13 protein-coding genes are annotated in these 15,641 nt (G+C 55.8%); 10 read left to right on the top strand and 3 right to left on the bottom strand.

The features are described from left to right. Positions 1–129 precede the first annotated feature (129 nt). The 9 genes from BLR13_RS40305 (at position 130) to BLR13_RS23265 (ending at position 8,810) form a co-directional block, all read left to right on the top strand. Positions 130–492, top strand: coding sequence for a hypothetical protein (locus BLR13_RS40305; protein WP_143039694.1), 363 nt, complete (start codon positions 130–132; stop codon positions 490–492). Positions 493–497: 5 nt separating this feature from the next. Continuing rightward, a complete protein-coding gene (locus BLR13_RS40300; protein ID WP_143039695.1) occupies positions 498–806 on the top strand; it encodes a hypothetical protein in 309 nt (102 codons plus the stop codon). Continuing rightward, positions 799–2,877: an AAA family ATPase gene (locus tag BLR13_RS23290; protein WP_083387591.1), complete on the top strand. Its 2,079-nt coding sequence runs from the start codon at positions 799–801 to the stop codon at positions 2,875–2,877. The genes BLR13_RS40300 and BLR13_RS23290 overlap by 8 nt, the downstream gene beginning before the upstream one ends. Positions 2,878–3,770: 893 nt before the next feature. Further along, positions 3,771–4,127 carry a hypothetical protein gene (locus tag BLR13_RS23285; RefSeq protein ID WP_074819190.1) on the top strand — a complete coding sequence of 119 codons (357 nt, stop codon included), beginning with the start codon at positions 3,771–3,773 and terminating at the stop codon, positions 4,125–4,127. Positions 4,128–4,134: 7 nt separating this feature from the next. Further along, entirely contained in the window at positions 4,135–4,698 is a 564-nt protein-coding gene (locus BLR13_RS40295) for a hypothetical protein (protein WP_143039696.1), read from the top strand. Between the two features lie 142 nt (positions 4,699–4,840). After that, a complete protein-coding gene (locus BLR13_RS23280) occupies positions 4,841–5,482 on the top strand; it encodes a hypothetical protein (RefSeq protein ID WP_074819192.1) in 642 nt (213 codons plus the stop codon). Beyond that, entirely contained in the window at positions 5,482–6,255 is a 774-nt protein-coding gene (locus BLR13_RS23275; protein ID WP_074819194.1) for a hypothetical protein, read from the top strand. The genes BLR13_RS23280 and BLR13_RS23275 overlap by 1 nt, the downstream gene beginning before the upstream one ends. Before the next feature lie 519 nt (positions 6,256–6,774). After that, positions 6,775–7,506, top strand: coding sequence for a hypothetical protein (locus BLR13_RS23270; RefSeq protein WP_143039697.1), 732 nt, complete (start codon positions 6,775–6,777; stop codon positions 7,504–7,506). 230 nt (positions 7,507–7,736) lie between these two features. Further along, complete coding sequence (locus BLR13_RS23265; protein WP_074819197.1) at positions 7,737–8,810, top strand: CHAT domain-containing protein; 1,074 nt, start codon at positions 7,737–7,739, stop codon at positions 8,808–8,810. A gap of 275 nt (positions 8,811–9,085) precedes the next feature. Here the strand turns inward: BLR13_RS23265 and ltrA are convergent, their stop codons facing one another. From ltrA to BLR13_RS23240, 3 genes are all read right to left on the bottom strand, one after another. Next, on the bottom strand, positions 9,086–10,417 hold the full coding sequence (ltrA, locus tag BLR13_RS23260) for a group II intron reverse transcriptase/maturase (protein ID WP_143039567.1): 1,332 nt from the start codon (positions 10,415–10,417) through the stop codon (positions 9,086–9,088). Positions 10,418–11,077: 660 nt separating this feature from the next. Next, positions 11,078–13,534, bottom strand: a complete 2,457-nt coding sequence (locus tag BLR13_RS23255) for an arylsulfatase (protein ID WP_074819199.1) — start codon at positions 13,532–13,534, stop codon at positions 11,078–11,080. 1,110 nt (positions 13,535–14,644) lie between these two features. Then, positions 14,645–15,016: a hypothetical protein gene (locus tag BLR13_RS23240; RefSeq protein WP_074819203.1), complete on the bottom strand. Its 372-nt coding sequence runs from the start codon at positions 15,014–15,016 to the stop codon at positions 14,645–14,647. 202 nt (positions 15,017–15,218) lie between these two features. Here BLR13_RS23240 and BLR13_RS23235 point away from each other — a divergent pair, with 202 nt between their 5' ends. Further along, positions 15,219–15,635, top strand: a complete 417-nt coding sequence (locus BLR13_RS23235; protein ID WP_074819205.1) for a hypothetical protein — start codon at positions 15,219–15,221, stop codon at positions 15,633–15,635. Positions 15,636–15,641 lie beyond the last annotated feature (6 nt).

Here is a 15,641-nt window from a genome sequence, read left to right as displayed (position 1 = left end):
TCTCCGTAGGGATATAGAACGCGACCCGTCAGGTGAATGGTCCTCTCTCTAAGGCCCGGTAGCTCCGGCCTTTCGCGTACACGCCTCCAGCAAATGCTGTGCGGTTCGCTTAAGAGAAGGACCGCGACCGTGACCGATAATAATCCCGTTACAGAACCATCACGCGACGACCAACAGCCGCGCTCGATGACTCGCAAGCAATTCTGCGAGTTAGAAAACATGAGTCTTTCGACGTTTCATAAATTGAAACGTGCCGGTAACGGACCTGCCGAAACCCATTTTCCCGGAATGACGTTCGCCCGGATTACTCCGGAAGCCCGCCGCGAATGGCATGCCAAGATTGAAGAGCAGCGCAAGTCAGAGGCAGCCAAGCTCGAAGCGCAACGCCGTAGCGCGTTTGCAGAGAACGCCGGAAGGAACGCTGCAGCGTCACCACTACATGTATCCAAGCGCCAAAAAGGCAAGTCCAAGTCTAAGTCGGCGAAGGCGTGATGGTCATGGCCTTATTCAATAGCTCCCATGTCGAAGCCGCCCTGCGCCATATTACCCTCCTCCTCGGCGGCAGAACCTTTACCGACTGGGTCAGGATCATCCGGGTCAACACCAGCCGTCTTTCCGATCATCTCGTCCTCGACCTGAAACACGACAACACGCTGCCGGAGAGTTTCGACAGCCTCGATCAATTCCGTTCGTATCTGATCTCACAGCATGCCTGTCTAATTGCGATAAGGCTCGCGCCAAGGGTCTGGAGACGATACCGGCGGTGGGTTGAGCGTCTGACTGGATTGGAGGCGCGCCATGAGTGACGCCCTCGCCATCGCTTCTAGGTACAAAGCCAGAGGTTGGAACCCTGTGCCGATACCATATCGCAAAAAGAAGCCGGTCGATGACGCATGGCAGACGCGCGATCTAACCGAAGCCACGCTGCCGAAATACTTCAACGGTGCTCTTCAGAACGTTGGTGTACAGCTTGGCCCTAGGTCCAATGGGCTCACCGACATTGATCTCGATTGTCACGAGGCCATCAGTTTGGCTCGTTATTTCCTGCCCAAGACTGATTCTATTTTTGGCAGAGCCGGCAAGCCGCGCTCGCATCTCCTTTATTACATCGACAACGCGCCGGAAGGTGCATCGATCAAACTGACCGATGTAACTCCCGAAGGCCGCCGAGGCGACTGCATTGCCGAACTGCGGATGGGCGGCGGGACCAAAGGCGCCCAGACTGTTTTTCCGGGTAGCGTGCATGAATCGGGCGAAGCCATCGAATGGGCGAAAGATGGTGAACCCGCTAAGTCCAACTTTGCCGAACTCAGGACAGCAGTAACGAAAATCGCCATCGCGACGATCCTGATCCGCAGGTTCCCGGCTAAGGGCAGTCGCCACGACGCAGCGCTGGCGCTCGGTGGTTTCCTCGCCCGCGCCGGGTGGGAAATTAACGGCATCCGGTATTTCGTGGAGATCGTCGCGCGGCTCGGAGGGTCCACCGATGCTCCTGGCCGGGCGAAGGATGCTGTTGACGCTGCTGAATCACACTCGCGCGGCGAAAAGGTCTATGGACTTCCGGGACTGATCGAGTTCTTTGGCGACGCGCCAGCCAAGAAGGTGGCCAAGATATTGGGCTACACCGGCGATAGGCCGGAAGATACAGCGCAATGGGAGTATAGCGACGACCACATCAAGCGCAGTCTTGGATTAGATTCATCGCCACCGGATGAAAGTCCACCGCTACAAGATCCACCACCACACCAAACGTCCGAACTGCCACCCCGCAGTAGCGTAAAACCCCTAGCAACGTTCAAGCACGGCGAAGTACGCGCGGAGGCAATGCGATGGGTGGTGCGCAACCGGCTGCCGGAAACCGGCGCAGGGCTAATGATCGGGCAGTGGGGAATGTATAAAACTTTCCTAGCACTCGATCTGTCAGCCCACATCATGCTCGGTTGGTCTTGGACCGGCGAACGTATCTATCGCCAAGGCGGTGTACTCCTATTAGCGCCAGAGGGCGCAAACAGCATCGCATTACGGCTGGCGGCGCTCGTGGAGAACAAGATCGCCAAGCGTAGGGATGAAGTGACCTTTGATCCAGAACGGTTGCCGTTCGAGTGGACGAATTCTTGTCCACCCCTGCTAGGCAAAAATCCATTGCCGACGCTGGTGGCGACCGCCGCGACTGCCGCCGCGCGCTTTAGGACGGAGTATGACTTGCCACTATCGCTGATCTGGATCGACACAATGGCGACCGCTGCCGGATGGAAAGATGAGAACGACAATGCAGAGGCTTCGCGTGCGATGGCCATGCTGCGCGACTTGAGTACGGCAACCGGCGCAGTGGTTATGGGTATCGATCATCTAGGCAAGAATGCCGAGGCAGGAGCCCGCGGCGCTTCGGCCAAGGAGTCCAATTCTGATTTTGTCCTAACCGCCACCGGCAATAAGGCGCAAGACGGCAGCGTCAAGGATACTGAGCTAGTCCTGCGCAAGCTAAGAGATGGCCCGCAAGGGCTCACCATCCCCTTCACAGCGGACCTAGTGAATATGGGGCAGGATGAGCACGGCGAGCTAGTTACCTCGCGCATCATCAATTGGACTGTGCAACCTAGATCGAAGTATCGTTCTGAAAATGAAACGCTGCTCGAAAAGGTTCTGAACGAAGTGCTCGCCGCGAAGGGGAAGGTGGTGGGCAAAATAAAAATGGCGCGGCGGGAAGATGTTCGCAACGCGTTTCGGGATGCCTACAAGTCAGAGAAAGAGAACGTGGCCAAAGCGGCTAAGGACGAACGCTTCCGAAAGGCACTCAAAAGTCATGACAAGATTAAGAGTACCGATATCGAGGGGGTCGAATATCTATCCTGGCTCGAAGATGAAGAGCCGTTCTAAGTCATGACGCGATCCGCGTCGTCGTCGTCTGCAGCGTCGTCGTCGTCGTCTGCAGCGTCGTCGTCGTCGTCGGCGGCATCGTCGTCGGCGAAAAAACCGCTTTATTGCGGAACCGCCTGGAAGGCGACAGGAATTTCAGGTCAAGTGCGCACCGTAAAGGGAGGCTGAAAAAACAGGGTCTCCCGCCGCCCTGGGGCCGCCCCTAGGCCGGGACGAAACGGACGAACGGAGCGCGTCCGGAGGGGCGCGGCGGGGCGGTTCCGTTGAGGGTCGAGGGTCGCGGGTTAAGCAGGTTTCCCGGGTCCGGTTCCGGTTCCCCCTGAAGGCGTCTAGTTGCCCGTTCGGCGCAAACGCTGCAAACTTTCCTAAGGAAAAGTTTGCAGTTTGTGTTTGCAAGCCGCCAAAACACACCAAACCGCAAACGAATTTGCAAATATTTGCGTTTGCGCCTCGTTTGCACTCCCCGTCGGTTCCGCCCGCCCGGTTCCGATATCGCTATTTCACACACCACAAAATTCGCGCGCGTCCCTACAGCCCCAACTTTTTCCTGCCAACGATTGTCCCAACACACGCGACACACGCGACACACGCGACGAAAACCAACTTCACTACCTCTGGTCACTCAACAATAATTCTAATCGCACGTATCTGTTCGCGGTCGTCTCCCGTCGTTCGCGGTCGTTCCTCCGCCTCACTACGGCGGAAACGAAATCACAATTTCCCTTTAAAAACAGCCGTTTTTGGCGTCTAAATCCTCGCGGACCGGGTATCCGACCGGGTACCGCTGGGAAGATCGCTGGTTTTTAGCGGGTCGGCCAGAGGCCCGGACTGCTGTTCGAAAATGCCCGCGAAATGCGAACGCGAACCGTAAATCCTTAGTCAAGGAACCGCTAATGACGACAACCGAAAATGTAGGATTTGCAAAAATAGGGTTTGCCAAAACCGGGCAGCCGAAAAACCCAGGCCATCGTTATCAGCCTGGCCACCCGCATCACCCACGAAAGCATGGCAGCCGAACGCAGGCGCGTGTCTTCAAACGCCGGGCTGCTAAAATTTTCGCGGCGATCGTAGCGGAGCGCGACAACGAACTCAGTGTAACTCAACTTATTCACGCGCAGAACGCGGCGGACCTCGGTGCATCAATAATGGAAATGAAAGACCGGCGGGAGACCGGCGAATTCATTGATCCTATCTCGATCACTAATCTCGTGAACGCGCAGCGGCGCTCGCTTTCCGCCTTGGACGAATGAGGGCGCAATGACAAAACCTAAAACCCCCGACCCGGTAGACCCCAAGCTTGCGTTCATCGAGGTATTTAAGCGGACCGGCGGCATTGCAGGCATGACGACCTGGGCAAGGACACATCGAACATTATTCTATTCGCTTTTCGGAAAGCTCATTAGCCAGCCCGTTGTGCAAACGAATATCAACAACACCGTCAAGTTCGATGAAGTTCAAGCGCGCGCGGCGCTAGCGCATGCCTTCCATCGCATCATCGATGCCAAAGGGAAAGACACAGGTGCAGTCTATGTAGACGGTGAACGAGTTTATGAAGATGGGCAAGCTCCGGTTACCATTGAGCATGCACCGCAGACCATAGATGGCAGTCCACCGTCTCCCGCCTTCGCTAAAGCTACGGCGGACAAGCCCGCGCCTGACCCTGCACAGCAGTCTGCCGCGTCGCAGCCTGACAATGTAGTCACACTGAAGCCATTTCATCCCGCCGCTCGGCCGCCGCAGGCAGCACCGCGCGAGCCGACATCAACCGAATTATTCTATGAATGGTCAGCGTCACGCCGCGATCCATGGAGTCCACAATGAGATTGGAGGATTGGAAATGGATTTTCAAAAACGCAAATCAAGCATGCTTTTCACTTTCACGGGGCACGCACCAGAGCGAGCGAGCGGCCCGGAATTTTAAAAAATAACATGATGTAATAATTTTTAATGGAGAAAAAATACTATGACCCAGGACATTGAAAAAGACCTTGAAAAGGCAACGCGCGATCTCAACAGCATCGAGGAACAAAGAGAGGCGCTTATTTCCCGTGCCAAGCTGCTCAACAAGCAGCGCGAGGCCGTGGCCTTTGCTGCTCATACAGGCGACGCCAAGGCTAAGGAGAAGCTGCGCGGCATTAATCTGGAGGACATCGGCCTCGCCTCCAACATTGCTTCCGTTGAGGCGGCCCTAGTAGTGGCCCGCGCTAACGTCGCGAACGCGCAGGCTGCTGAAGCGCAATCCGCCGACCGCACCAAGGCGGAACAGATCGCCGGGCTGAATGCGCAATTCCGCGAACAACTCCATGATGCGGAGGACGCACTCGCTGATGCTATCTCCTCAGTGCTCACCGCGAAAGAATTGCTTTCGCAATTGCACAGCCTCGGTGTCACTTCGCCAACTGATCCGATGTTCAGGATCAATTCCATCATCGCGATAAAAACAGCGCTGCAACTCCTGCCCCAAAATTATATTTCAGATTTTGAATTCGCCCGACTTGCTCCATCACAGAAGCGGCAGTTTAAGCAGCTTGCGGAGGCGTGGGGCTTGACGATTGAAAACCAGATTGCCGCTCGCTTTGGAGAGAAGCGCAAGGAGGTGGCGTGATGCCGCACAACACGCTCATTGATAAGTCGATGGAGGCACTGGCTGCGTCAGTCGCTTCGATCATTACCGCTGACGATAACAATGTGGCTAAGGCTGCTGCCATGACCAAGACCTTCGAGCAGTTCGGCGACTATCTGAAAGCAAATGTTTCTGACGACGTCACCGGTGACCATCCCGGCGATACCGACAAGAAACTATCCGGCAAGCTGAAAGAAATGGTCGCCGCACTGATCGCTTCCGTACCTTCCCTTTCCGAAGAACACGCGATGCATTTCCTGCTGCATTCCCCGCATGGCCGCAAGCTGGCCGAGCACCTCAATTCAATTTCCAAAGCAAAGGAACACCGAATGCCCCAAATCGATATTATGAAAGTAATTGCCATCACAGAGCAAGGTCTCCTAGCGCAGGTCACGAAGTGCCCCGGCGAAAGCTACGCCAAGTCCTTCAGCCGAAAATATGAAAACGACATCGATTTCAGGAAACAGTGGCGCGACCTTACAGATGCCAAGCACCTTATGGCGCTGGGCAAGGGCATGGCGTCGCTCGAACCTACCTCCACCGAAGTCGGCAGCACCCAGGTATCAGACGACAGTGCGGAAGCTGTCCGGCTACTGAGCGAGATGGCGGAAAAACAGCACCGCAGCTTTACTCAGGTGTTTGAAGACCCAGCTAATCGCGCGTTGGCAAACCGCACCTATACGCGGCACCATCTTCCCAGCAGTTCAACGAGCGGTGACGAGCTTCAGGGCAGCGGTCGGGATCGAGTGCCATGACTATCGCCCGTCGCAACGGAGAAGTTGAACTCTGATAAATTGGTTTCGCGATGGCATCACGTGGAGTTGCGGCCGCGCGTCATCGCGAGGGGTGGTGGCGGTTTCTTTTTCTCCTTTGGTGGAGCGCCATCACCCAATTTTTCCGGGAACGGGTCAGTCCATTCCTTCCCGGCGTGCGCAGTGGGTGGTCGTGCGGGAAAAACAACGCCCACAGCCAGGGCGGCCTTAGACAGGGTGCAACTCCCTCTTCGTCGTTACCTCCGAAGACTGGCCCTGGCACTTTAAAAGTTGTTTTTGGAAAGTTGTTTTTGGAATTCGTTCGTGGCGCGGGCCATGTCCGCTCTATATGCGCATAACGGACCTAGGTCAGACATCGCGCCATGGCGGAAAAGTGCCAATTGCCGACGTGCGGTGGGATGTACCCACAACACTCCTTCATTACGGGTTCCAAAAGCCATTGAGGCGGCCACAAGTTTAGCGTTAGTGTGCTCTCGCTTGCGACTTTTAGGTATCCTGAAAATGGCGCGTGTACGAACGATTATTGTCAGACCAGTCAACCGCTCAAGTCCGCTGCCCGAGAAAAAGGAGCGGCATTGGATAGCATTTTCTATCTCGGCAGTATCCTTTGTGATCTCCGTTCTCAGCTTCTTCTTTTCCACATTGTTGGAAGCGGACGATGTTCGGATGGTGATTGAACATACGCCGTCAGTTGGAATCGACGCACACAGCGGCGAACTGATAATTTCGGGCAATGTTGGGCTCGCCTTTGTGAATTCCGGGAATCGATCTGCGTCGATAATGAATGTTAAAGCTACATCTAGAAAGGCAACAATCGACGAAGGAATCGGAGCAAAGTGCTCTAGCGATAAAGCGTTCGGGACAGATTGGTTTGACTTTGGTGTTGAGCCGTTCGTCCTAAAGCCTGGCGATATAATGAATGTGCAATCTAAAGCTCTGAAGGGTGGCGGCGTCTCCCCGAAGAAGGGGGAGAAAGATACCTACAAGTTGAATAAGGATACCTTCTCGCCAAAAGTTGGCGACGTTATTTTGGTTTGCGCAGAGACGAATTTGGTGACGCCCGACAGTTTAATTCTCGCTTGGAAGCTGCCGATATTGAGGTACCTATTCAAAAATGACACTGATTTTGGTTTGACGGTGGAAGAAGAGCCCCTCTTTGACGCAGGGAAGCCTATCGTTCTTATCAACCGGAACAAATGGTTCGGAAAATTGACTGCTGCATTGAAACCTTAGGTGCAGACACTGGATATCCGTTGTGGGTCAAACCCGGAAATACTCGCTGCGAGCAAATGTCTTCCAGTGTCACCCAACAACGGACATGCAGCGACCACGGCGGCACTTCCGGTTTGTGCCAATAGGCGACATTGTCTGCCTACCTCACTTCTGGTTCGGAGCAGACTTCCGAGGCGTTGATGTGTACGATTGAGAACTGCCACATGCGGAGCCGGCACGCTCCTTAATGCATGATCCCGCCACCGAAGGCGACCACTATGGCTAGAACGATCCTGTTTCTCGCGGCCAATCCCAAGAACACAGCAAGGCTCCGTCTCGATGAGGAATTTCGCGAAGTTCAGAGCGGGCTAGAGAGAGCGCGCAAACGGGACCAATTCGTTCTCGCGCAGAGGCTCGCCCCACGCTCTGCAGATATCCGTCGCGCAATGCTCGACATTAGGCCAGGAATTGTTCATTTTTGCGGGCACGGGTCCGGAAGCGAAGGACTCGTTTTTGAAGACCCACTTGGAAACGCAAAACTCGTAAGCACGCGGGCGCTTGGGGGCCTATTCAAGCTCTTCGCCGACTCGGTCGACTGCGTGCTTCTAAACGCCTGCTACTCGGCTGTGCAAGCCAGAGGTATCTCAAAGCACATACAGTATGTGATAGGAATGAAGAAAGCCATTGGAGACCGGGCGGCGATAGAATTTTCAGTAGCCTTCTATGATGCTCTAGGATCGGGAGAGTCGTACGAATTTGCGTATCACATTGCCTGCAACGCGCTTAGCTGGAGCACCATTTCAGAACATTTAACGCCTATTTTGATAACCAACGATGGAGTAGGAAAAAAACGTCTCGCGGACTCTAAACTAGCGGCGCAACATCCAAGTGGGGCCGCTGACGAAGATGAAAACTACTATCTCGGCAACCTCTTCCGTATTTGGACACATTCTGGCTTGTTGCAAGAAGATGCGGAGGGTTACAAATATGTGCTGTCTGCGTTTTTCGGCTTGCTTGTCGCTAATGGAACTAAAAACCCCCCGGAAACAATGCAACAGTTTTTGAACGAGGCCAAAAGAGAGGCTTCGGAAGCAACGAGTACTCCAAAGAGCATGTTTGGTTTTCTGGAGTTCGACGTCTCTGGTCCTTACGAGTCCCTTGATGTCGAAGAAGGTTATTTCCGGCTTTGGAAATTAGCTTGTCAGGAACGCAGAATGATTTGCGCGTACTGCATGGCAACAGTTCGTCTTGCACTAACCCAATCCGTAGGTGAGGCACGTCAACAACAGCTAATTGGATCATGGCAGAAGCGTCTGAATTTGTGATTTTCGAAAATGGTAAAAGTGCATCGGCCGAGTTCACCGTCTACAATTCTGCTTAGGGTCAAAAGCTGCCCTGAGGGCCCCAACGTCCAACTTCCGCTTTGCCCCCGATAGCGGGTAGAGTCGAAGTGTGACGCGGTAGTTTTAGGTTCGAACATATCTGTTTCCGCCCCTTTCGTTTGGCGGTGCCTTACTGGTTCGACCATGGCCCCCGTTTTCACACTCCGCTCATCGAACCGGACAGGCGGATTTCCCGCATCCGGCTCTCGGACAAAACGTCACGCCTTCACCCACGGCACGTCGTGCCCAAGCATGCTCAGCCGTACGAGCCCGAAGTGCCCGTAGAGATGCGGGAGTGGATAGGTCCCGCCCTTGCGTCGCCTGACCTTGTGCTTGATGCGCAACCACCGGCGCAACCGCATCGCGGTGTAGCTATCGAGTGCCCGATACGCCTTGCTGACAGTGCCTACTTGGAAGTAGTTCGACCATCCGCGCAGCGTGCGGTTCACCTTGCCCACCAGCTTTGTGGTTTCTTGCCATGTCCCCGTTCGGTCTGTCAGTGCGTGGATTTTCTCAACCATGCGCTTGATGCTCTTCTTCGATGGCCGGTATCCCAGGCGCGCCTGGCCGGTTCTCTCTGAGAACATCCGTCCGAACGTGTAGCCCAAGAAGTCGAACTCACCTTCCGGAACCCTGCAGATTCGTGTCTTCTCCTCGTTGACCGTGAGCTTCAGCTTGCTCATGATCTTGCGCAGTTGCTGCAAGGCTTCTTCGGCTTTGCCTCTCCGACACAGGATCACGAGATCGTCGGCGTAGGTCACGATACGAGAGCCGAGGCTTTGCTCCAACCCGAGCATATTCCATCCCAGCACAAACCGGCGCATGTAAATATTCGCCAGTAGTGGGGAGATGGGTGACCCTTGCGGGATGCCTCGCCGGTTGTCCCGGGCTTCGGTCGTGCGTGTCTTCCTTCCTCGATCATCGGTTTCTTCTACGGGGCATTCCAGCCACATCTTGATCAGATGCAGCACGCGCCGATCAACAATCCGGCGCGCTACCGACTTTAGTAGTTCGGCATGGGGGATGCTCCCGAAGTAGTCCGCGAGGTCGGCGTCAACGACTTCCGGATGGCCTCGGAACAGCAGCCGGTCCACCTCAATTACCGCCTGCTGGGCATTTCGCCCAGGACGGTACGCGTACTGTTCGGGTGGAAGGTCGGCTTCGAAGATCGGTTCCAGCACCAGCATCGCTGCCGTCATGCAGACCCGATCCCGCACGGTCGAGATGCCCAGCGGCCTGAGCTTGCCGTTGGCCTTCGGGATGAACACTCTTCTGATAGGATCCGGTCGGTAGCTTTCCTCCCGGAGCGCAAGCGCCAGTTCGCCAAGCCATCGCCCTACGCCATACGCATCGATATCCGCAAAGTCTTGACCGTCCACACCCGGTGCGCCCTTGTTGGAGCGGCACTGGGCATAGGCATGGGCCAGAATGTCCTCGCGGCTGATCTTGTCGTACAGGGCATAGAACCGATAGCCGGCTTCTGCCTTCGCTTTCGCGTGCAACGCCTTCTGCAGTTTCTGAACAGTTTTCGGAGTTGATAGGTTACCCAATCTCCAAATCCCTCACTACTTGTTGCGTCTGTCTTGAACTGAGGTCCCTTCCCTCCACCGGCGTTACCCGGCTTCAGCGGTACTGCGAACCTCTCCGCCACCCCAAGGCGCCCGACCTGTCCCTCGCGGGCGTTCGGTTGGTCATCGCTGGCCACGCCATGGGGCTTCCCGTGTTGCGTACGCTTTCCTTGTGTACATGCCGTCGCCACTACCCCGGCGCAGCGGCTGGGAGTATTAATTCGCTCTTGCACCCAACCGTATCAGCCTTCCCCGAAAGAGTGGTCGGGTCGGCCTGCGCATCGTCCTTTTCGAGGTTTGCTCGGCGTTTACTCGCGTTACGGCCTGCACACTCGCGCTGTCACCAATTCGTGACACGCATACCGAAGGCTTCAGCCACTTTGTTACCTCCATGACTGCTCCGGTTGCTTCCGGCTGGAGCGGTTGCCGGGTGGGACTTACACCCACTGGAAAGCGCCGCCTTTCCACGGCGCACACTCAAGTCAGACATCGCGCCATGTCCGAAAAGTGTGCCAGATGCAGGCATCGGCACAAGAATGCGTCCCGACCAACCTATCCATGGCAAAGAACTCAATGTGCCCGAATCGCCAGCGGGGATCGACCAAAACCTGTTCGAAACCCCGCGCGGTAGAAAAATGCCTACTAGTCGCGTTTGCCGTTCTTGTCCTGCACCACCTTTTTTTCCTCCCCGCTCAGCTGCGCCGGCTCCAACCTGAAGGTAAGCTTGTTCAACTCGCCATCGAATGCGAACGGGACCTGATAGTCCTTGTCTTCGACGCTCGTGCCGGTGTCGGAGCCGACATCGAAACTTTCGTCAACGCCGAAGACAAACGGAACGCTGTGCGGGATCGTCTGGCGCGCCGCTTCCACGCCGTCAACGGACAGCACGCCCGTGCCGCCCTTTCCAAATCCTGGTCCATCGTATTTGAAACTGAATGCGATGCTGTGCTTGCCAGGCGTAAGTGCCTGCGCGCCTTCCCAACGAAATCTTGCGACGCCCTCCAGATTGTACAACAGAACCGGCTTCCCCTTGAGAAGATAGAAGCCATAGCCACCGAAGCGCCCGCCATCGGTCACGAGCATCCCGTTCCCGCCGCCTGCTGGAACGGTGACGTCGGCGGTGATGACGTAGGATTTGTTCAAAATGTTCGGCTCGTTACCGGGAAGGATGCCGGTCAGCGGCTTCACATAGGTGAACTCGGCCCGTCCTGCCGTAATGCTCGGGCGCTGAGTGAGAATGCGCGTAAGGCTGGACGCGTCGAGTGGGAGCACCTCGTATTTGTTCGCCTCCACCAAAAACAGGTCTTGTAGTTCCCGGAGTTTGGCCGGATTGGTCGCCGCCACATCGTTGAACTGCGTCCAGTCCTTGGTGATATCGTAGAGTTCCCATTTCACTCCATTGATGATGTCCTTGGGCGTCGGCGCGGTGATGTCCCACGGCGCCCTGTACGGCGTCGTCGAAGCGATCCAGCCCTCGTGGTAGAGCGCCCGCATTCCTACCATTTCGAAATATTGCGTGGTCCGGGTGGAAGGCTTGTCGGCGTTCGCCTTGTCGAAGGTATAAACCATGCTCACGCCCTCGATGGGCTTTTGCGCGATTCCGTCCACTTGGAGCGGAGCAGCGACGCCTGTCGCTTCGAGGATCGTCGGCACGATGTCGATGACATGGTGGAACTGGTTGCGGATTCCGCCGGCGTCCTTGATACGATTGGGCCAGGACACGGCGACGCCCTGGCGCGTGCCTCCGAAATGTGACGCGACCTGCTTGGTCCATTTGAAGGGCGTATCCATGGCCCAGGTCCAGCCCACTGGCATGTGCGGATAAGTGACGTCCGAACCCCAGACATCGTAGTATTTCAATTGGTCCGCGACAGGCACGTCGATGCCGTTGAAATTGGTCATCTCGTTCGGCGTGCCGTGGATGGTGCCTTCGGCGCTGGAGCCGTTGTCGCCACTGATATAGATGATGAGCGTGTTATCGAGCTTTCCCATATCCTCGACAGCCTGAATCACCCGCCCGATTTCATGATCGGTATAGGCCAGATAGGCTGCATAAACTTCCATCTGACGGGCATACAATTTCTTCTCGTCTGCCGGCAGGTCGTCCCATTTCTTCAGGAGATCGTCGGGCCACGGCGTTAGCTTCGCATCCTGCGGGATGACGCCCAGCCGCTTCTGATTGGCGAATATCTGATCGCGCGCGGCATTCCAGCCCATGTCGAATTTGCCGTTGAACTTCGCAATCCATTCGGGCGTCGGGTGGTGCGGCGCATGAGTGCCGCCGGGTGCGTAGTAGAGAAAGAACGGCTTCTGCGGCGCGAGCGCGTTGAGTTGGTTCAGATAGCCAACGGCGTCGTCCGCCATCGCCGTGATCAGATTCCAGCCCGGCTTGCCGACATAAGGATGGATCGGCGTGGTGTTGCGGACAAGATTGCCAGGCTGCCATTGGTTGGTTTCCCCGCCCATGAATCCGTAGAAATAATCAAAACCCATCCCGATGGGCCACTGATCGAACGGACCGGCTTGTGAGGCTTGGAACGACGGCGTGTTATGGTTTTTGCCAAACCAAGAGGTCGCGTAGCCATTGTCCTTGAGGATCTGGCCGATGGTGGTCTTGTCCTTGGTGATGACGCTGTTGTAACCGGGATAACCCGTCGAAAGCTCCGAGATGACGCCAAAGCCGACCGAGTGGTGGTTGCGTCCGGTGATCAAGGCCGCGCGCGTAGGCGAGCACAACGCCGTCGAATGGAATTGTGTGAAACGCAGACCTGCATTCGCGATGCGATCCAGATTGGGAGTGGGAATAAGACCGCCGAAAGTGCTCGGCGCCCCGAAGCCGACGTCGTCGGTTATGATAAGCAACACATTCGGCGCTCCTTTCGGGGGAACGACCGTCGGCGGCCAATACGGTGTCGAGTTCGTGGCATCGAGGTTGATGACGCCGCCGAAGGGCGCCGGCGGGTTAGGGATGTAGCGACCGTCGAGGGTGGTGGTGGCTGCCGGGGAACCGGGAACGCCACTGGTTTGCTGGGCCAAAGCAGGAACCGCCGTAAGAACCGCCAGTGTTACAGCGGAAAACACTCGTGCGCAGGCTTTCATAGTACCTCCTCCGATTCGTTCACCCGGGGCGTTCAATTTGATCAGTGGCGATGCAATCGCTTGACGGGGATCAGGGCCGATCGGCAATATTCGCCGCAAGTTCCTCCCGCATACGAGCACGACGTATTTTTCGAAGGCTATGCGATTTCGGCCGCGCGGGGGCTATCACGGCAGCGTGATCGAGTGTTGATGACGTCTTTCGCCAAATATCGACTTTATTTTCGGAATTTCCCGTCGGCCGCGCTCTTGTGCGGCAGGCTCGCACGTGACTGCATCTCTTTCGGCGGCAACAAGTTCACCTAGATGAGGTCCGTTCATGGTCGTCAAAAACGGTCCTGACACCCTCGAAATGGGATGTCTGTAGTACCCCCCTGAAAGCAGACATCGGTCAGCTACGCTGCCGATTGCGGTGTCATCACCTGCTATGGTGCAGCAAACGGTCTATGACGAGTACCTGGCTGCCACCGTGCATTGCGTTGGATGACGAGATTATCGGATCTCTCTGAAGCGCCGTGAGCGACGCAGGCGCGACCGTCACGTCTATTTTCGGGCAACCAATAGAACAAGCCGCCCGGGCGATCACCGGACGGCTCATTCCGCAACTGCCGGCACGGCGCCGGTTCCATCGCACATTGCTTATTTGGGCGGGGCCGTCGCCCTGGGGCAGAGCGGCGGTCCCTTATCGCGCGGTACCCATGGCCGGGTTTTGCGGCGTCGGCACAATCCGCACGACTATCGATATGCTAAAACTTAGAATGCTACTGGCAATTGCAATTTCGAATTAACCCTTAAGGCTATGGCGTTGGCGCTCATGGCCCACGTGCCGGACGTTATCGGACAGGCATCCGTCATCGACGGCGACACCATCGAAATCCACGGCACCCGAATTCGCATATTCGGAATCGATGCTCAGCGTCAAACCCACAATCGGACGCCGACCCAACTAGAGGCGGCTGCGGATCGGGCCATCGCGGCGCGCGGCTTGCGGCGGCGATGCTCGGTGAAGCCGTCAAGGCGCTGATCGTCGCAAACCATTTTCTCGAAACCGACCTGGAGAAACACTAAGGGCTGCGGTCTCGACGGGCTAAGGCGAAGTAGGCAACTTACGCCTCAAAACAGTTTTTGCGCCGGTTTGCACTCACCATAGAATTTCTTAAGTCCGTTATATTCAATGAAGTGAGCACTTACCGCGCCAGTTATTCGGTTGAGCGTGACGCTGCCTTTGTCTGGGTCCATAGAAACAATCGTTTCGCGCGAGGCGTCTCCGGCAATCGGCCAACTCACGCCGTTGATCATGATGGTTTTGCTGGCGGTATCTACTGCAACCGCGATCGAAGATTTTTCATCTACCGGGTTGACCTGCTTGCCTTGCTGAATCAGTTCAACTGTTCCCCAGCATGACAACAGAGCCTCCCCGGCTTTCGCGTTGCCGGAAGCGATGAGAGCTAAAGTTAATGCTGAGGCCGCTAATGCACGCTCCATTTTATTTATAGCCCTTGGCTTGTCACGCGGCACATTCCCTTTTTTATAGCCGCTGGCTCGATCATTCTCTCTCCACCCACCCTATGGTTGCAATTCAGTCTGGCACTGATAGCGTGAGAAGATCAATCGCAAAATGGGCGGTACACGCGACCTCACTGCCGCGTTTAACTAATTTCCGAGGACTTATAAATGGGACAGTTCGATGAAAATGCTGAGTGAGGGTGTGGGTAAGATGATTGAGCATCTTGCGTTTACTGAATTTGATATGACGGGCATCACCAATACTGTCACTCGCTACAAAGAGGCGGGATGGCAAGCCGACTTCGACATAAACGACAAACAGTTAGGCGTCGTTGGCATAGCTCTCGAAAATCCAATCAGGAGAGACGGTACCATCGTGATATTCGAAATTCATAAGCTCGCTAAACCGGGATTGTTTGGCCGAAAGGCACATTGGGTGGTGCAACTCTATTCGCAAGATGGCGGGCCTAGTTCGCGTATTAAACGCGGCTGTGTAGCAGCTTCAATGCAAGCCTACGCAATATCGAGCGCCGAGAAAGACCTATATCATGGATTTTTGAGCGTCGCTGATTTTGATCTGGCGGCGATTGCGTATTGAACTTCA

The organism is Bradyrhizobium ottawaense (assembly GCF_900099825.1).
Classification (GTDB): domain Bacteria; phylum Pseudomonadota; class Alphaproteobacteria; order Rhizobiales; family Xanthobacteraceae; genus Bradyrhizobium; species Bradyrhizobium ottawaense_A.
This window is presented reverse-complemented; position numbering and strand designations above follow the sequence as displayed.